The sequence below is a fragment of the Kitasatospora sp. cg17-2 genome, assembly GCF_054031055.1.
In genome coordinates this window covers 5,199,608-5,216,954 of the sequence record NZ_CM132923.1, presented here as the reverse complement: position 1 = coordinate 5,216,954, position 17,347 = coordinate 5,199,608, and the positions used below count along the sequence as shown (strand labels likewise).

The 17,347-nt window shown below is 75.2% G+C and carries 12 protein-coding genes and 1 tRNA gene; 6 read left to right on the top strand and 7 right to left on the bottom strand.

The window, feature by feature from the left end; translation table 11 throughout:
- Positions 1-222: 222 nt before the first annotated feature.
- The 6 genes from ACW14Y_RS22085 to ACW14Y_RS22060 all read right to left on the bottom strand — a co-directional run bounded on the left by ACW14Y_RS22085 (position 223) and on the right by ACW14Y_RS22060 (position 7,314).
- Positions 223-1,587, bottom strand: a complete 1,365-nt coding sequence (locus ACW14Y_RS22085) for an FAD-binding oxidoreductase (protein ID WP_380308744.1) — start codon at positions 1,585-1,587, stop codon at positions 223-225.
- A 122-nt stretch (positions 1,588-1,709) separates the two neighbouring features.
- On the bottom strand, positions 1,710-3,026 hold the full coding sequence (locus tag ACW14Y_RS22080) for an MFS transporter (RefSeq protein WP_456983080.1): 1,317 nt from the start codon (positions 3,024-3,026) through the stop codon (positions 1,710-1,712).
- A 61-nt stretch (positions 3,027-3,087) separates the two neighbouring features.
- Positions 3,088-3,924: a MerR family transcriptional regulator gene (locus ACW14Y_RS22075; protein WP_380308740.1), complete on the bottom strand. Its 837-nt coding sequence runs from the start codon at positions 3,922-3,924 to the stop codon at positions 3,088-3,090.
- 97 nt (positions 3,925-4,021) lie between these two features.
- Positions 4,022-5,149 (bottom strand): peptidoglycan-binding protein, encoded by a 1,128-nt coding sequence (locus ACW14Y_RS22070; protein ID WP_380308738.1) that lies wholly within the window; start codon positions 5,147-5,149, stop codon positions 4,022-4,024.
- Between the two features lie 210 nt (positions 5,150-5,359).
- Positions 5,360-5,447 (bottom strand) — tRNA-Ser (locus tag ACW14Y_RS22065).
- Positions 5,448-5,508: 61 nt separating this feature from the next.
- Positions 5,509-7,314 (bottom strand): S1C family serine protease, encoded by a 1,806-nt coding sequence (locus ACW14Y_RS22060; RefSeq protein ID WP_456983078.1) that lies wholly within the window; start codon positions 7,312-7,314, stop codon positions 5,509-5,511.
- 326 nt (positions 7,315-7,640) lie between these two features.
- Here ACW14Y_RS22060 and ACW14Y_RS22055 point away from each other — a divergent pair, with 326 nt between their 5' ends.
- The 4 genes from ACW14Y_RS22055 to ACW14Y_RS22040 all read left to right on the top strand — a co-directional run bounded on the left by ACW14Y_RS22055 (position 7,641) and on the right by ACW14Y_RS22040 (position 12,286).
- Positions 7,641-9,032: a purine-cytosine permease family protein gene (locus ACW14Y_RS22055; RefSeq protein ID WP_380438717.1), complete on the top strand. Its 1,392-nt coding sequence runs from the start codon at positions 7,641-7,643 to the stop codon at positions 9,030-9,032.
- A gap of 305 nt (positions 9,033-9,337) precedes the next feature.
- A complete protein-coding gene (locus ACW14Y_RS22050) occupies positions 9,338-10,201 on the top strand; it encodes a glycerophosphodiester phosphodiesterase (RefSeq protein WP_380308732.1) in 864 nt (287 codons plus the stop codon).
- A gap of 487 nt (positions 10,202-10,688) precedes the next feature.
- Complete coding sequence (locus ACW14Y_RS22045) at positions 10,689-11,108, top strand: hypothetical protein (protein WP_380308730.1); 420 nt, start codon at positions 10,689-10,691, stop codon at positions 11,106-11,108.
- Positions 11,109-11,299: 191 nt separating this feature from the next.
- Complete coding sequence (locus ACW14Y_RS22040) at positions 11,300-12,286, top strand: DUF5926 family protein (RefSeq protein WP_456983075.1); 987 nt, start codon at positions 11,300-11,302, stop codon at positions 12,284-12,286.
- 281 nt (positions 12,287-12,567) lie between these two features.
- Here ACW14Y_RS22040 and ACW14Y_RS22035 read toward each other — a convergent pair whose 3' ends face one another.
- The gene (locus ACW14Y_RS22035; RefSeq protein WP_380308728.1) at positions 12,568-13,224 is read right to left on the bottom strand and encodes a bifunctional DNA primase/polymerase; all 657 of its coding nucleotides are present in this window, start codon (positions 13,222-13,224) and stop codon (positions 12,568-12,570) included.
- Positions 13,225-13,937: 713 nt separating this feature from the next.
- On the opposite strand from ACW14Y_RS22035, the gene ACW14Y_RS22030 reads away from it, so the two are divergent.
- Entirely contained in the window at positions 13,938-15,548 is a 1,611-nt protein-coding gene (locus ACW14Y_RS22030) for a PP2C family protein-serine/threonine phosphatase (RefSeq protein WP_456983073.1), read from the top strand.
- A 210-nt stretch (positions 15,549-15,758) separates the two neighbouring features.
- Entirely contained in the window at positions 15,759-17,264 is a 1,506-nt protein-coding gene (locus tag ACW14Y_RS22025; protein ID WP_380393432.1) for an aminopeptidase P family protein, read from the top strand.
- Positions 17,265-17,347 lie beyond the last annotated feature (83 nt).

Here is a 17,347-nt window from a genome sequence, read left to right as displayed (position 1 = left end):
CCGCCGACCTGCGATGTCGCCCGAACGGTCGGACACGACCGAGCGATCGAGGGGAGGCGTGAAGGGGGCACACGGACAACCCGGCGCACCACCCTGGCGTGCGGCGGAACAAACACGCCCCCGCCAGGTGCGGTCACGCTACCGTGTCGATAATTCCGGCCATCCTGCGACAGTCTGAAAATCCGGAGAACAATACCTTCGGTGCCCGGCCCCGGGGGGCGGTCAAACCGCCTTGCCGGGATTGAGGATCCCCAGCGGATCGAAGACCGCCTTCAGCTGCCGCTGCAGCTCCATCGCCACCGGCCCCAGCTCCCGCGCCAGCCACTCCCGCTTGAGCAGCCCCACCCCGTGCTCCCCGGTGATCGTCCCGCCCAGCTCCAGCCCCAGCGCCATGATCTCGTCGAAGGAGCGCTGCGCCAGGGCCGACTGCTCGGGGTCCGCCGCGTCGAAGATGACGATCGGATGGGTGTTGCCGTCCCCGGCATGGCTCACCACGCCGATGGTCAGCCCGTGCCGCTCGCCGATCGCCGCGACCCCCTCCAGCATCTCGGCCAGCCGTGAGCGCGGCACCGCCACGTCGTCGATCATCGTGGTGCCCAGCCGGTCCAGCGCGGGCAGCGCCAGCCGGCGCGCCTCCAGCAGCAGTTCGGACTCGGCCTGGTCCTCGGCCGGGACCACCTCGGTCGCCCCGGCCGCCCGGCACAGCTCGCCGACCGAGGCCAGCTCGGCCACCCGGTCGGGGCCGTCGAAGGCGACCAGGAGCAGCGCCCGGGTCGACTCCGGCAGGCCCATCCGCCCCAGCTCGTTGACCGCGCGCACGCTCACCGGGTCCATCAGCTCCATCAGCGAGGGGGTGAAGCCGCGCGCCATCACCTCGCAGACCGCCGCGCCCGCCGAGGCCGTGCTCGGGAACTCCGCCGCCAGCGCCAGCTGCGGGGCGGGGGCCGGCCGCAGCGCCAGCACGGCGCGGACCACCACCCCCAGCGTGCCCTCGGAGCCGACCAGCAGCCGGGTCAGGTCGTAGCCGGCCACGCCCTTGGCCGTCCGGCGGCCGGTGGACAGCAGCCGTCCGTCGGCCAGCACCACGTCGAGGCCGAGCACGTACTCACCGGTCACGCCGTACTTGACGCAGCAGAGCCCGCCCGCGCCGGTCCCGATGTTGCCGCCGATGGTGCAGGACTCCCAGCTCGACGGGTCGGGCGGGTAGGCGAGCCCCGAGGCGGCCGCCGCCCGGGAGAGCTCGGCGTTGACCACCCCCGGCTCGACCACGGCGATCCGGTTCACCGGGTCGATCTCCAGGATCCGGTTCATCCGCAGCATCGACAGCACGATGCAGCCGTCGACCGCGTTGGCCGCGCCGGACAGACCGGTCCTGGCGCCCTGCGGGACCACTGGGACGCGCAGCGCGGTGGCGGTGCGCAGCACGTGCTGCACCTGCTCGACCGTCTCCGGGAAGACCACCACGGCGGGGGTTCCGGCCGGGCAGAAGTCCGCCATGTCGTGCCGGTAGGCGTCCGTCACGTCCGGGTCCACGGCCATCGCCCCGGGCGGGAGGCCCTCCGCCAGTCGGTCCGTCAGGTCACTCATCGCCGCTTCCGCCCTCCGCCGCCCGTCCCGGACTCGCACTCTGCCCGCCGTCCGCCCGAGCGGCAAGTACCCACGGGGCGGTCGGGCCCGGGGCGGTCGGGCCCGGCTCAGGCCCGGGGCGGTCAGGACCGGCGCAGGACCGGGGAGGCCAGGGCGAGGAGCCCGGCGGCGCCGGCGGCCAGCGCGCAGAGGGCGATCGGCAGCCGGGGTCCGGCCGTGTCGGCGAGCAGGCCGAGCGCCCCGGTCGAGAGCACCAGCGCGGCGCTCTGCACCAGGGTCAGCAGGGCCTGCACCCGGGAGAGATGGGTGTCCGGCGCGGCTCCCAGCAGCAGCGGCGCGAGTCGGCCGACGAACAGCCCCGACCCCGCGCCCGTCAGCAGCCCGCCGGCCGCGGCCACCGCCGGGACCGGCGCCGCGGCCAGCAGCGCGACGCCCGCGGCGGCGGCGCAGAGCCCGGCCGCCGCACCCGCCCCGCCCCGGGGCCGGCCGTCCCCCGAGCCCCGGCGGGCGAGCAGGGCCGCGACCACCAGGACGCCCGCCCCCTGGCCGCCCGCCACCAGACCGGCCGCCCCCGCGCCCCACCCGGCGGTCCGGGCCAGCAGCGGTCCGAGCAGCGAGACCACCGGCAGCACCGCCCCGGCCGCGGCCCCGGCCAGCAGCAGTGCCGACCGCAGCAAGCGGTCACCCGCCGCCAGCCGCACCCCGGCGGCCGCCTCCCGCAGCAGCCCGGGCCGTTCGTCCGGGCCGGCACCGGTGCCGGTGGTGGCGCCGGTGCCGGCACGGGCGCGGGCCGCCGGGACCCGGCGCGGGTCGGACACCGGCAGGAACAGCAGCACCAGCAGCAGGACGGCGAAGCTCGCCGCGTCCACCAGCGCCGCCGCGGGCAGCCCGCCCGCCGCGACCAGCGCGCCGCCGAGGGGTGCCCCCAACAGGGCGGCGAGCTGACCGCCCGCCTGCCGCAGGGCCAGGGCCCGCGGCAACTGCTCGGCGGCCACGAGCAGCCGGGGCACCGACCCGCTCGCCGGGAGGTAGAACGCGTCCACCACGCCGATCACCAGCGCCGCGAGCAGCAGCAGCCCGAGCGGGCTGCCCCGGAGTCCGGCCGAGGCCGCCAGTACGAGCGTCGCGGCCAGCATCACCGCGTCCCCGGCGAGCATCACCCGGCGCGCGCCCAGCCGGTCCGCCACCGCGCCGCCGAGCAGGACCAGCGCCGTCCGGGCCACCGTGATCACGGTGAGCACCAGTCCGGCGGCGGCCCCGCCGTGCGCGGCGGCGGCCCAGCCCAGGGCGAAGGCGAGGGCGGCGTCGCCCAGGGCCCCGAGCTGCGCGCCGGCGAGCCAGCGCAGGTACGGCGCAGGCAGCGCCGGCCGACCCGGGCGGGCCGGGGCGGAGGGATCGGCCGCGTCGGCGCCGGTCGCGAGGGAACCCGTGGTCGTCATGCGCGCCGACGCTAGGACCCTCGACCGGCTTCAGGGCAAACGCCGGGCCGTCGGGCGCGGATCAGGCGCGCACCACCGGCTCCTGCAGCTCCGTCACCCAGCCCGCCGGGTCCTCGGGGCACTCCAGGTAGAGCTCCCGGGCGTAGCCGGCCGAGCGGTAGCCGTTCTCCTCGACGAACCGCGCCAGCACCTGGAACGAGCCCAGCGACTCGTCCATCGAGCCCCGGTGCACCACCGTCGCCGCCGCCTCGACGGCCGGCAGGTCGACCACCGCGAAGCCGTGCTCCTCGCCCGTGGCCGGGGTGGTCCCGGCCGCGACCGGCACCGCGACCCGGATCAGCACCGAGCCGTCGCCGTCCCCGGTGTCCTCGTACCGGGCGACGGACGGACCGGCGGCCACGAGACCGGCCGCCGCCAGCCGGCCGCAGAGCTCCTCGAACAGCGGGCCGATCACCGGCCCGATGTCCTGCGGCTCGTAGCTCGCCGCGACACCGGCCAGCTCGGCCGCCCGGACCGACGGCAGCGGCTTCACCACGACGTCCTGTGCGGACATGGTCCCCTCACTCTCGATCGTCCGGAGCCTCGCCTCGACCCGGGCCAGCCGTTCGGCGTCCGCGGCCATGGCCGCGGCGAGCTCGGCCCGCCGCAGCCGCAGCATCCCGCGCAGCTCCGCCGGGTCCACCTCCTCGTCCAGCACGGCCCGCACCTGGTGCAGGGTGAAGCCGAGCTCCTTGAGGGCGATGACCCGGTTGAGCCGGGCGAGTTGGGCCGCCTCGTAGCAGCGGTAGCCGCTCGACGGGTCGACCCGGGCCGGCCGGACCAGCCCGATGGCGTCGTAGTGACGCAGCATCCGGACCGACACCCGGCCGTGCTTGGCGAAGTCTCCGATGTTCAACATGGTCCCTCCAGTGCAGGCCCTCACACGGTGTCATGGTCAAGCCCCGTGCCCGGAGGATCCAGCCACCGCCGGTTTCGCCGTCCCCGGCGGGCGGCGCTCAGTCGGTCACGTCGAACCCCCGGCGGTCCCCCAGCGTGCGCAGGCTCCGCTGGCCGGGGACCCCGTTGGCGTCCTCCCCCGCGTAGCCGAGGCTGCGCTGGAAGGCCGCGTACGCCTGGACCGTCCGGGTCCCGAGCGAGCCGTCCACCCAGCGCTGCTCCAGGAAGCCCTCGTCCGCGAGGGCCTGTTCGACGATCCGCACCTCGCCCCCGTAGGTCTGGTGCCCCTGCTCGGCGCCCGGGTCGGTGCGGGCGGCCGCGACCACGTGGGCGAGCGACACCCGGCGCGGCGAGGGCAGCCGGCCCAGCAGCCGGCGCAGCGACCCCTCGCCCGGCACGCCGTCGGCGTCCGACCCCGAGTACCCCAGACTGTGCTGGAAGTCCTGGTAGTTGAGGGTGTCGGCGTCCCGCCAGTCCTCGTCCGGACCGGAGGCGTAGTGCCGGCCGAAGCCCTGCCGGACGAGCGCCTCGCCGACCTCCCGGACCTGCGGCCCGTGCGCGCCGTAGCCGTACTCCAGCCCGTTGATCGTGACCCGGTAGCGGGCCGGCCCGGTGTCGCCGGCCGGTCCGGAGTCCCCGCGCGGCGTGGGCACCGGCGCGCCGCCGGCCGCGGCGACGATGCCGGGCAGCACCACCTCGCGGAACTGCCGGGCCCGGACGTCCCCCGGGCAGGCCGTGCCGCCGTCCGACCACTCCGGGAACATCCGGTGCACCCCGAAGCCGGGCGCGTCCCACCGCGGGCAGACCCGCAGCGGGATCCCGTGCCGCTGGTGCAGCCACACCCCGAGCGCGACCAGGGCGGCGACCTGGGCGTCCGTCCAGGGGTCGGTGCTCGCGTCGTCGCTGGCCGTCTCCACGCTGACCGCGCCGGTGCCGTCGGTTCTGCGGTTGGCGCCCATGTTGGCGTCGGCCCGCGTCTCGGTGCCGACGAACTGCCCCACGCCGCCGTCGTATCCGACCCCGAAGTGCGACTCCAGGTTGGTCGAGTCCCGCCAGTACTCGTACATCCGCCGCGGCGTCCACGGCGCCGCCACACTGTGGAAGATCACCTGCGTCGGCGTGATCGCCGGCTGCTCGTCCGACTCTGGCTGGAGCTCCATCTTCTCCGCGCCGGGGTACCAGGCCATCCGTCTCTCCTTGCCGGGCCCAGGGCAGTTCGCCCTCTACGCCCGAACACACGAGACCCGGCCCTCCCCGGAACGACGTTTCCCCCACAAACCCCCCGTTCAGGTGAAAACGGGGCACCTCCCCACCCGCCCCACCCCCGACAAGCACAAAGGCGGGTGCCGACCCTGAGGTCGACACCCGCCTTGAGCAGGTGGTTCTTCTCCTACCGGCGGAGAGCGTGGGATTCGAACCCACGGTACGGGGTCACCGCACGACAGTTTTCAAGACTGTTCCCTTAGGCCGCTCGGGCAGCTCTCCAGGCGGAGGTCAGCCTAACGGGTCCGGTGGGGTTCGGTGCACCGGGTTTCCGGGGCAGGGGTCAGTCGCCGACGCGGGTGCCGAGGGTGACCTTGGTGGTGGCGGTCTGGCCGTTGCGGGTGTACTCGACGTCGACGGTCTCGCCCGGCTTGTGCGTCCAGATCTTGCTGACCAGGGCGGGGCCGTTCTCGATCGGGCTGCCGCCGAGCTTGGTGATCACGTCGCCCGGCTTGAGGCCGGCCTGGTCGGCGGCGCCGCCGGGGGTGACGGCCGGCTGGCCCTGGATGTCGCGGGTCTGGATCTGCGCGCCGTCGCCCTTGTAGTCGTCGTTGCGCAGCACGTCGAGCTTGGCGTAGACCGGCTTGCCGGTCTTGATCAGGGTGTCCGCGACCCACTTGGCCTGGTTCACCGGGATCGCGAAGCCCAGGCCGATGGAGCCGGCCCGGCCGTTGCTGGAGGCGTTGGACTGGATCGCGGAGTTGATGCCGATCACCGCGCCCGAGGAGTCCAGCAGCGGACCGCCGGAGTTGCCGGGGTTGATCGAGGCGTCGGTCTGCAGCGCGTTCATGTACGAGGCCTGCGCGCCGGTCTCGTCGCCGGAGGCGACCGGGCGGTCCTTGGCGCTGATGATGCCGGTGGTGACGGTGGACTCCAGGCCGTACGGGGCACCGATGGCGATGGTGGAGTCGCCGACGTTGACCTTGTCGGAGTCGGCCAGCGGAAGCGGCGTCAGCTTGCCCTTGGGCGGGCTGTCGAGCTTGATCACCGCGACGTCGTAGCCCTCGGCGCGGCCGAGCACGGAGGCGCCGTAGGAGCTGCCGTCGGCGAACTTGACGGTCAGTTTGCCGCCGCTGGTGGACGCGGGCGCCACCACGTGGTTGTTGGTGAGGATGTGGCCCTCGGTGTCGAAGACGAAGCCGGTACCGGTGCCGGACTCGCCGTTGCCCTGGGCCTTGATGGTGACGACGCTGGGCAGCGCCTTCTGCGCGATGCCGGCCACCGAGCCCGGGGCGGGCTCGTTCTTCTGGGTGTTGTTGGCCTGGACCGTGGTGGAGCTGCGGTCGGCCTTGGCGCTGACGGAGGTGTCGTCGCGGTCGGCGACGGCCACTCCGACCGCGCCGCCCGCCACACCGGCCACCAGGGCCACGGCCGCGACCAGGGCGATCAGGCCGCCGCGCTTCTTGCGCGGGCCGCCGGGGCCGCCGGCGCCGGGGTACTCTCCCGGGTAGCCGAGCGGACCGCCGGGACCACCGGGGGCCCCGGGCGCGCCGGGGGTGATGTCGTGGGAGCCCCAGCCGCCGAGCGGCTGGCCTGCGCCGAACGGGTGGTGGTGCTGCCCGGTGGCGCCCGGGGCCGGCGGGGCGGCGGGCGTCCCGTACGGGTCGGGCTGGGCCGCGGCGGGCGCCGCGTAGGGGTCGTGCGGGGCGGACGGCGCCGCGTACGGGTCGTGCGCGGCGAGGGCCGGGGGCACCGGGGTGCCGGGGGCCGGGGTCGCGTACGGGTTGCCGCCGTGCGGGGCGGCCGGGGCGGCGGCGGGCGCGGCCGGGGCCGGGGCCGGCGGCAGGACCGGCGGCGGGGCGTCCAGGTAGCCGGGCTCGACGGCCTGGGGTGCGGCGGGTGCGGCGGGCGCCGGCACCGGGGCCGGCGGGACCGCCGGCTCGGGGGCGGTCAGCTTGCCGAAGGCCACGGTGGGCGTGAACCCGCCGGAACCCCCCTCGGCGGCCGGAGCCGACTGCTCCGCAGCGGGGGACGGGCCGGCCGCATTCTGCTGCGCCGGACCGTCAGCCGGGGAACCCACCACCCCCTGGCCGCCGGAGGGCTGCTCCCCCTGCGGCCCGGTGGACCCAACCTCGCGCTCGGTGCTCACGGACGACCTCCATCGCTGACAGGACCAACAACCATAGTTTTTCGCACACTCGATTCGATTGCCGTAAGGAGCCTTCTGAAGAACTCATAAGAATCCTTAGCCCGACCAGACGGACGCCCCGAGCGCCGCCCGTCCGACCCCCTGGCCTTGGCGTTCCTCCCCGTGCCCGCTAGCCTGTCGCTCCGAACTGACACGCGGGAGCTTGGACCCACCAGGCTGAGAGTGCGCCGGTCGACCGTACGCCACGGGATCCGTGGACGGACCGTCGAGGGGGCGCAGACCGCCGGAACCTGTCCGGGTAATGCCGGCGTAGGGAGATATCGGCCATGCCGCCTGCCTCGACGTCCTCGTCGTCCCCGTCCTCGGCCACCGCCGTCCTGGAGCCCCCGGCCCGGGTGGAGGCCCCGCTGGTGCTCGACACCGAGCCTCCCCGCACCCTCCGCTTCCGCGACCACTTCGCGCTCTGGATGAACCTCGGCGTCTCGCTGATCGGCTTCACCACCGCCGCGACCGTGCTCGGCGCGAAGGGCAGCGAGCTGTCGCTGGCCGCCGCGGTGACCGCGATCGTGGCCGGCACCGTGGTCGGCACGGCGATGCTCGGGGTCGCGGCGCTGATCGGCGCCCGCACCGGAGCGCCCGCCATGGCGACCCTGCGCGGACTGTTCGGCACCCGGCTGTCCTACGTGCCGACGGTGCTCAACATCGTCCAGTGCATCGGCTGGGGCGTGTACGAGCTGCTGACGATCGCGCTCGGCGCGCAGACCGTCGTCGGCACCGAGGGCTACCGCTGGCTCTTCGTCGTGCTGGCCGGGGCGATCACCACCGCGCTGACCATCTGGCCGCTCGGCGCGATCGCCGTGCTGCGCCGCTTCGTCGCCGTCGCGGTGGCGGTCGCGATGGTCTACTTCACCGTCCAGCTCGGCCGAAACGGCGTCGCCGACCCGGGCGCGGGCAACTGGCACGGCTTCCTGCGGGCGACGGACGCGATGATCGCGGTGTCCATCTCCTTCGTCCCGCTCGCCGCCGACTACACCCGGCACTCGCGCACCCCGCGCTCGGCGTTCTGGGGCAGCTTCTCCGGCTACACGGTGGCGCAGGTCTGGTGCTACGTGCTCGGCCTGATGGCGCTGCTGCAGGCGGACGGCGACCCCGAGCGGATCTTCGACTCCTTCCTGGGCGTCTGGGCGGGCTGGCTGTTCCTGCTGGTGCTGGTGCTGCGCGAGACCGACCAGTCCTTCGCGAACGTCTACTCGACCGCGATGTCGATCCACAACCTGCTGCCGAAGGTCGACCGCCGGGTGCTCACCGGCGGCACCGGTGCGCTGATCACCGTGCTCGCCCTGCAGATCACCGCGTTCACCGACTCGTACTACGCCTTCCTGGGGCTGATCGGCTCGGTCTTCGTGCCGATGTTCGCGGTGCTGGCGGTCGACTACTTCCTCGGCGCCGGGCGGCGCGGCTGGGACCTGTCGGACCAGGCACCGTCCCGCTGGCTGATGCTGCTGCCGTGGGCGCTGGGCTTCGCGGTCTACCAGCTGATCGCGCCGACCGCGGTGGCCGGCTGGTGGACGGACTTCTGGACGTCCGCGCAGGAGCTGCTGCACTTCACCCCGCAGGAGTGGACCTCGGCCTCGCTGTTCGGCTTCCTGGTGCCCGCCCTGGCGACCTGGGCGCTCACCCCGTTCACCCGGGGCCGGGCCGCCGCCGAGACGCGCTGACCGGCGGGGCCGGGGCGGCCGCCGGAAGGGTCGCGGCGGGGGCCGCGGCGAGGTGCCGCCGGAATGGCCGCGGAATGCCCGTGGAATTCCGGCGGAACGACCTCGGAACGCCCACGGAACACCGGTGGAACGCCGCTCGGAACGACCGCGGAACGACCGCGAGAGTCCGGCCGCGGTACCGGCCCCGGCACCGGCCGCCGCACCGGCCGGAACGACCCCGGCCGCGCGACGGAGTGACGAAGTCGGCCCTCCGGGTTGGGGCCGACGTCGCCTCCGTGTCACTTCCGCCGCCTATCGTGGAGGGCGTGACCAGCCCTGATGTCTCGCCCGTGACGGCCCGCACCACTCGGCCCGTCCAGGTGATCGCCCACCGCGGTTCCTCGCACGCCCTGCCCGAACACACCCTCGCCGCCTACCGCAGGGCGCTCTCCGAGGGGGCGGACGCACTGGAGTGCGACGTCCGGGTGACCGCCGACGGACAGCTGGTCTGCGTGCACGACCGGCGGATCGGCCGGGTCTCGGACGGCCGGGGCACGGTCTCCGCGATGACCCTGGCCGAGCTGGAGGCGCACGACTTCGGCGCCTGGAAGACCGGCCGGCCGAGCGAGGACCCGGAGCTGCGCGGCGTGCTGCGGCTGGAGAGCCTGCTGGAGCTGGTCGTGGACTCCGGGCGGCCGGTGGACCTCGCGATCGAGACCAAGCACCCGGTGCGGTTCCGCGGCCGGGTGGAGTCCGAGCTGCTGCGGATGCTGGACCGGTTCGGCATCGGCGGCGCGACCGGGGCCGGGGGCCGGGGCGCCGAGGCGGCGGGGACCGGCGCGGGCCACGGCGTCAACGCCCGGATCATGAGCTTCTCCTCCGTCGCGCTGGCCCGGGTGGCGGCCGCGGCGCCGCAGTACCCGAGGGTGTTCCTGTTCGAGCGCGGTCTGGTGCTGCGCGGGCGGCTGCGCCCCGGCGCGGCGCTGCCGGGCGGGGCGCGCATCGCCGGTCCCGGCATGGACCTGGTGCGGGCCCGGCCGGGGCTGGTGACCAGGCTGCTCGAACTGGGCCACCAGGTGCACGTGTGGACGGTCGACGATCCGGCCGACGTCGAGCTCTGCCTGGAGCTCGGTGTGTCGGCGATCATCACCAACCGCCCGGCGGAGGTCCTGGCCCAGCTCGGCCGGTGACGGTCCGCCGTCCTGCGGCGCGCCGAGTCGGGCAGCGCTGTACCGCGTCGAGCCGTGCCGTGGCGCACGGGCAGGCCGTGAAGCCGTGGTGAACCGTTCAACCACCGTGACAAGCTGACCGTCTTGGTAGGGACTCAAACCTTTCGGCAACGATTTCTGCCGCAATTCATACAGTTTCACGACGGAGGGTGAGCGCGGAATCACCTGTCGCGCACCCTCGGTACACCGGCCTGAAATGACCGCGCGGGATCGCCGCGCGGTCGTTTCCGACGTATTGCCAAGGGGCATCCATCCCTCGGCATACGCTGAAGGAGGTCCGGGGGTGGCGTTGATGGTGGCGCGTGAAGTGCCGACTTCATCGACCATGGCAGTGCCGCACGGCCCAGCGAGTGTCGGGGTCGCACGGCGCCGACTGCGTCGAGATCTGGGAGACCGGGAGATACCGGAACCGGTCATTGATGATGCTGTTCTGATCCTTTCCGAACTTTTGAGCAACGCCTGTCGCTACGCCCGGCCGCTCGGGCCGCTGCCGGCCCTCGGCCGGGGCGCCCGTGCCGAGGCGGCGGAACCGCTGCTGGTCGGCGGACCGTCCCGGGCCGTCGGCCCGGCGGCTCCGGCCGCCGCCCCGGGCGAGCCCGACACGGACGGCGGCGGCGTACTGGTGCGCTGGCAGATGCACGCCGACGGGGTGCTCACCCTGGAGGTGACCGACGGCGGCTCGCCGACCCGGCCGTCGCCGTCCAGCCCCTCGCTGACCTCGCACGGCGGCCGAGGGCTGAGCATCGTGGACCAGCTGGCGAGCGACTGGGGAGTGCGCGACGCCCCGGGCGAGGTGACGGTGTGGGCGGCCCTGCCGGCCCGGGCCCGGCACGCCCGGCGGACGGCCGGCGGACACCGGGAGGCCTGAGGCCGGCGGACACCGGGAGGCCTGAGGCCGACGGACGGCTCCGGACCGCGCGGGCGCCCGCCGCGCGGCCGGTCGGCGCCCGGCCCCGCCCGGCGGCGGGCCGTGCCCGCGTCCCGGTGTGCGCCACACTCCCGGGGAACGTCAGTAGGCTGCCCGGAGCACAACACCACCGTTCCCGGGAGAGCCGCACCATGGGCAAGAAGGCCGCCAAGAAGGCGCCGCAGCGCAGCCAGTCCACCCCCGCCGTCACGGGCGACATCCCCGTGGTCGGGGCCCGCGAGGACTGCCCCTGCGGCTCGGGCCGCCGCTACAAGGCCTGCCACGGCCGCGAGGCCTCGCACGCGGTCCAGGAGCTCGTGCACCGCCCGTTCGAGGGCCTGGCCGGCGAGGCGGACTGGGTGGCGCTGCGCGAGCTGGTGCCCGCCGCCACCGTGCCGCTGACGCTGGCCGCCGGGGTCGCCGAGAGCGCCAACGGCGAGGTCCCGTCGGTCACCCTGGCCACCGTGCTGCCGCTGGCCTGGCCCGCGCTGCGCCGCCAGGACGGCTCGATCCTGCTGGGCCTGCAGACCCAGTCCTCCTCCGGCGACCTGAGCCGCGACCTCGGGGACGCCCTGGAGCTGGCCCTGGCCGCCGAGCCGGGCTCGCCGGTGCCGGCCCGCCGGACCGTGCCGGGCGGCCGCCGCCTGCAGGACCTGCTGGACCCCGCCGCCGCCTTCGAGCCGGCCGTGCACACCGGCTTCGAGTTCTGGCTGGAGGACGCCGAGACCGCCACCGGTGAGGTGGCCGCCTCGCTGGAGCGCGCCAACGCCTCGGCGATCCCGACCGAGAAGCTCGCCGGCCTCGACTCGGCCTACTGGTGCGGCACCCCGGACAAGAACCACCTGCGCTGGGTGATGACCGTGCCGGAGGAGCATCTGCTGGACGCCCTGGCCCGGCTGACCGCCGCCGAGAAGTCCTCGCTCGGCCCGGACACCCGGCTGGTCGGCTCGTTCCGGGCGCACGGCCTGACGGTGCCGGTCTGGGACCTGCCGGTCGACATGACCGCGGCCGACTGCGAGAAGCCGGCCGCCGAGTTCGCCGAGCTCCTCGCGGCGACGCTGGCCGACCCGGCCCCGCTGACCGCGGACGAGCGGCGGGCCCGCGCCAACCTGGTGAACCGTCAGGTCACCCTGAACTAAAGGCGGGTCGCAAGGAACGCGGCCACCCGCCCGTTCGACGTGATACGCGTCACATTGTCGCCCGTAACCCGCAATTTCCGGGCTGCGACGGCGTCTTGGAAATTGGCGCGGGCGCGGATCCTTGTTACTGTCTAAAGAGTCCGGTCGCTGGTGCATCCCCCGTCGCCAGCGGCCGGATCTTTTGTTTTTCCGAACATCCCACGCCAAGGCGGGTCGGCCGTGCCCGATCGATACGCCGGGCGCCCCGGTCGCACCGCGCGGGCAGCGGCCCGGCCGCGCCGTCAGTAGGCCGAGCGGCCACTGTCCAGCTGGACCGCCGCGTCCACCAACTCGCCCAGCAGTGGACCGACCTGGGGCAGCCAGACGCCGCCGTCGGCGCCCTGACGGGGCGGCAGCACCCAGCGCACCCGGTCACCGGCCCCGCCACCGGGCGGCAGCGGCAGGAATCCGCCACTCCCGTGGTAGCGCAACGAGCCCGGCACCCAGGGGAGTTGGACGAGCATCTCGCCGAGCGCGTCGAGCGAGTAGGGGGCGACCAGCATCGCGTAGCGGTCGGGCATCGCCAGTACCGGGCCCAGCCGCAGCCGGAGCGCCGCCAGATAGGCGAGCGCGCGGGCCCCGGCCGCCGCCGGCAGGCTGACCGCGGAGACCGTCCGGCCGGTCGCGACCAGCACCGGGGCGTCGGGGCAGCGCCGCTCCCACCACCAACGCACCATCCGGGCATCGGTGGTGGCCGCGAGCAGGGTCGGGTCGTGCGGGTGGGCCCCCGGCACCGGGCAGTCCGGGTCGCCGCAGGAGCAGACTCCGCCGGCGAGCAGGACGGTTCCGGGGACCACGGGCCAGCGGTGTTCGGTGGCTGCCGACAGGGCCCCGGCCAGCCGGGCCGCCCGGGCCGCCGACCGGTTCCTCGGGTCGTCGCGCAGTGGGTTGTCACGCATTGGCACCCGTTCCTTTCCGTGACCGCTCGAAGGCTCCGACCCGCGGCCGCCGGGCCGGCCGCCGCCACCGGCCGGGGACGCCGGACGGCCCGCGAACCGGACGGAGGGAACGGACCGGGAGCCGGGCCGGGGCCGAACGGCGGGCAGGGCGAGCGGCGGTGCGGACGGCGGTGCGAACTGCGGCGCGGGCCTGGAGCACGCGGTGGAGCACGATGTGAAAGGGCCGCGGAATAGAACAGCCCTTGGAACGAGAATCCCGTATGCGACCGGATGGACGCCGCCCGGGCGCGGTTGGTTCCACCGTACGAGTGAGTCGCTTCCGGCCGGCCCGGCCGGCCGGCGGTAAAGGCATACGATCCGGACGGCCGCCGGAACCGTCCCCTCGGTTCTGCCCGTTCACCGGCCGCTCCATGCCCGCCGGGCGGAGCCGTCGCGCCCCGCCGGACCGTGGCGCGACCGACCGGCGCGCGCGGAGCAGAACGCGCCCCCCGACCGGGCCCACCAGGCCCGGAACCGGCCACCCGCCTTGTCATGACTCTGGACATGCCCCGAATGGCCTGTGTAGAAGTGGTGGCATTGCTGTCGATCAATGACGAGTAGTAGCGAATCGAGGCGAAACGCGCCCCTTTGGCCGTACTCGCTCCAGAACGGCCGTTTCCCGGGGGGTTCCGCATGATCCGCGTGACACGTACCACCGCGTCAGGAGTGGCGGCATGACCGAGTCCCCCCCACCGTCGGCGTCCTCCGAGCCGGTCGAGCCCGGCGGCACCAGCGGGCTCTCCGTCCTCGACCCGCCGGGCTTCCACGGCGCCGCCCCGGCCCCGGCCGCCGCCGGCCAGCCGTCCCCCGGACGGCCCGAGGGCCCGGACCGCCGCCCCGAGGACGGCGCGCCCCCGGCCCCCGGCGCACCGGACGCCGCTCCCGACGGCACGGCTCCGGCGTCGACCGGTGCGCAGGACCGTTTGGCCGGACGGCTGTCCGATTTCGCCAGCCTGCACGAGCACACCGAGCGGCTCGCCCGCGCCCGCGGCCTGGCCGCCACCCTGGACGCCGTGCTCGCCTCCGGCACCGCGCTGCTCGGCGCCGACCGCGCCCTGCTGGTCACCGTGCTGCCCGGCGGCGGCCCCAGCCAGCCGCTCGGGCTCGGCCTGGACCGCGCCAGCCTCGGCGCGCTGGAGACCGTCCCGGCCGACCAGAGCCTGCTCGCCCGGCTGCTGCGCGAGCACGACCGGCCCGCCGAGGTGCGGTCGCACGACCTCGCCGAGGACCCGGCGATCGGCGCCCGGCTGCGCGAACTCGCCGGGCAGCTCGGCCTCGGCGGCTGCTACGGCCTGCCGCTGGCCACCGAGGAGGACGGCCCGCTGGCCGCCGCCCTGTGGTTCTACGACGGCCCCGCCGACCCCACCGACCGCCGCCGCGAACTGGCCCGTCGCTACTCCGAGGTCGCCGCGCCGCTGCTGGCCAAGCAGCTGGACGCGGAGAAGGTCCGGCGCACCACCGAGGCACTGCGCCGCGGCCTGCTGCCCGACCGCCTCCCGCAGCCCGGCGGGCTCCGGCTGGCCGCGCGGCTCGTCCCGGCCGGACTCGACCGCTCCTGCGGCAGCGACTGGTACGACGCGATCCCGCTGCCGGACGGCACCGTCGGGCTGACCGTCGGCTCGGTCTCCGGCGACGGCCCCGGCGCCGGCCCCGGTTCCGCGCCCGGCGCGGCCGCCGCGATGGGCCGGGTCCGGGCCGCGCTGCGGGCGTACGCGGTACTGGAGGGCGAGGACCCGGTGTCCGTCCTGGGCGACCTCGAACTGCTGCTCAAGACCACCGAGCCGACCCGCAGCGCCACCGCCGTCTACGCCTGGGTGGAACCGGAGGAGCGCCGGGTCACCCTGGCCGGGGCCGGCCACTGCCCGCCGGTGCTGGTCACCAGGTACGGCGCCGAGTTCGTCGAGACCTCGCTCTCCGCCCCGCTCGGCATGCTCTCCTGCTGGGAGGCGCCCGGGGTCGAGTTCACCGCCGAGCGCGGGGACACCCTGATCCTCTACACCGAGGGGCTGGCCCGCCGCTTCGGCCAGACCCTGCACTCCGGACAGGCCGATCTGCGCCGGGCCGCCGCCGACGCCCCCCGGGACGTCCGGACCGACCCCGAGCGGCTCTGCGCCCACCTGCTGGCCGCCGCGGCCGAGCGGGACGCCGACCGGCGGCAGCGGGCCGACCGCCGCGCGGCGGGCCAGGACCCCGCCGGCCGGGACGGCGGCTCCTCCCCCCGGCGCCCCGGCGCCCCGGCTCCGGCCACCGACGACCTGATGCTGCTGGCCGCCCGCTTCGAGTGACGGCGCCGGCACCGGTGCAGGGGTCGGCACCCGGCCGGTGCCGACCGCCGTCCCGCCCCGGTGCCGCCCGTGCGCCGCAAGGCCCGGCCCGAACGGGTGAAGGCCCGAACGGGTGAACGGCCGGGCGTCCGTACCATGGACGCACGGCCGCCCACCCGTGTCGTGATCCGACACGCCCCGGGCGGCACCACGCGCAAGGAGGCGACGTACGTGACCGAGGACCGCACCCCGGCGGTGGCCGAGAACCCCGAGGCCATCGGCGGCGACGAGGAACCGCAGCAGTTCAAGGGCCGCAAGAACGGCCTCTACTCCGAGGTCTCCGACGAACTCGCCGCGTCGATGAAGTCCGGCTGGGCCGACACCGAGCTGCACGGCCTGACCCCGGTCCCGCAGGCCCGCTACGCCGCCGACCGCCGGGCCGCGCTCTCCGCCGCCCACCCCGGCGTGCGCCTGGTCGTCCCGGCCGGCACCCTCAAGATCCGCTCCAACGACACCGACTACGGCTTCCGCGCGTCCAGCGAGTACGTGCACCTCACCGGTGACCGCACCGAGGACGCCGTGCTGGTCGCCGAGCCCACCGGTGCCACCGGCCACGACTTCGTCCTCTACCTGCTGCCCCGCTCCGACCGCGAGAACGGCGAGTTCTGGCTCGACGGCTACGGCGAGCTGTGGGTCGGCCGCCGGCACAGCCTCACCGAGCAGGAGCAGCTGCTCGGCCTGCCGGTCCGCGACGTCCGCAAGGCCGCCGACGAGCTGGCCGACCGCGCCGCCGACGGCGTGCCGACCCGGATCGTGCGCGGCTACGACGCCGGCCTGGAGGCCGCGCTCGCCGACGTGCTGGACGCCGACGAGGACGCCCGCCTCAAGGAGTTCCTGAGCGGCCTGCGGCTGGTCAAGGACGAGTGGGAGATCGGCGAGCTGCGCGCCGCCTGCGCCGCCACCGTCAACGGCTTCACCGACTGCGTGCGCGAGCTTGGCCAGGCCGTCGCCACCTCCGAGCGCTGGATCGAGGGCACCTTCTGGCGCCGCGCCCGCGTCGAGGGCAACGACGTCGGCTACGGCTCGATCTGCGCCGCCGGCGCGCACGCCACCACCCTGCACTGGGTGCGCAACGACGGCGAGGTCCGCCCCGGCGAGCTGCTGCTGCTGGACGCCGGGGTCGAGACGGAGACCCTCTACACCGCCGACGTCACCCGCACCCTGCCGATCAACGGGCGCTTCGACGAGCTCCAGCGGAAGATCTACGACGCGGTCTACGACGCCCAGGAGGCCGGGATCGCGGCCGTGAAGCCCGGCGCCCGCTTCCGCGACTTCCACGACGCCTCGCAGCGGGTGCTCGCCGAGCGGCTGCTCGCCTGGGGCCTGCTGGACGCCTCGGCGTACGACGTCGAGAAGGTGCTGGAGCTCGGTCTGCAGCGCCGCTGGACCCTGCACGGCACCGGCCACATGCTCGGCCTGGACGTCCACGACTGCGCCCACTCGCGCACCGAGGAGCACGTCGACGCGCTGCTGGTGCCGGGCATGGTGCTCACCGTCGAGCCCGGTCTCTACTTCCAGCAGGACGACCTGACCGTCCCCGAGGAGTACCGGGGCATCGGCGTCCGGATCGAGGACGACATCCTGGTCACCGCCGACGGCAACGAGAACCTCTCGGCCGGCCTGCCGCGCCGGGCCGAGGACGTCGAGGCGTGGATGGCCTCGTTCGACCGGGGCTGACGAACCACACCTCGGGGCGGTCGCGCCCCGGACGACCCGGCCGTCGGCGGTCCGGCCCCCGAGCGGTGGGGGCCGGACCGCCG

What these genes read in the sequence shown, in the direction of transcription:
- ACW14Y_RS22080 (WP_456983080.1), bottom strand. Translation starts at nt 3,026, where the DNA reads ATGACGACCACGGGTTCCCTCGCGACCGGCGCCGACGCGGCCGATCCC.
- ACW14Y_RS22040 (WP_456983075.1), top strand. Translation starts at nt 11,300, where the DNA reads ATGGGCAAGAAGGCCGCCAAGAAGGCGCCGCAGCGCAGCCAGTCCACC.
- ACW14Y_RS22075 (WP_380308740.1), bottom strand. Translation starts at nt 3,924, where the DNA reads ATGTTGAACATCGGAGACTTCGCCAAGCACGGCCGGGTGTCGGTCCGG.
- ACW14Y_RS22055 (WP_380438717.1), top strand. Translation starts at nt 7,641, where the DNA reads ATGCCGCCTGCCTCGACGTCCTCGTCGTCCCCGTCCTCGGCCACCGCC.
- ACW14Y_RS22085 (WP_380308744.1), bottom strand. Translation starts at nt 1,587, where the DNA reads ATGAGTGACCTGACGGACCGACTGGCGGAGGGCCTCCCGCCCGGGGCG.
- ACW14Y_RS22035 (WP_380308728.1), bottom strand. Translation starts at nt 13,224, where the DNA reads ATGCGTGACAACCCACTGCGCGACGACCCGAGGAACCGGTCGGCGGCC.
- ACW14Y_RS22070 (WP_380308738.1), bottom strand. Translation starts at nt 5,149, where the DNA reads ATGGCCTGGTACCCCGGCGCGGAGAAGATGGAGCTCCAGCCAGAGTCG.
- ACW14Y_RS22030 (WP_456983073.1), top strand. Translation starts at nt 13,938, where the DNA reads ATGACCGAGTCCCCCCCACCGTCGGCGTCCTCCGAGCCGGTCGAGCCC.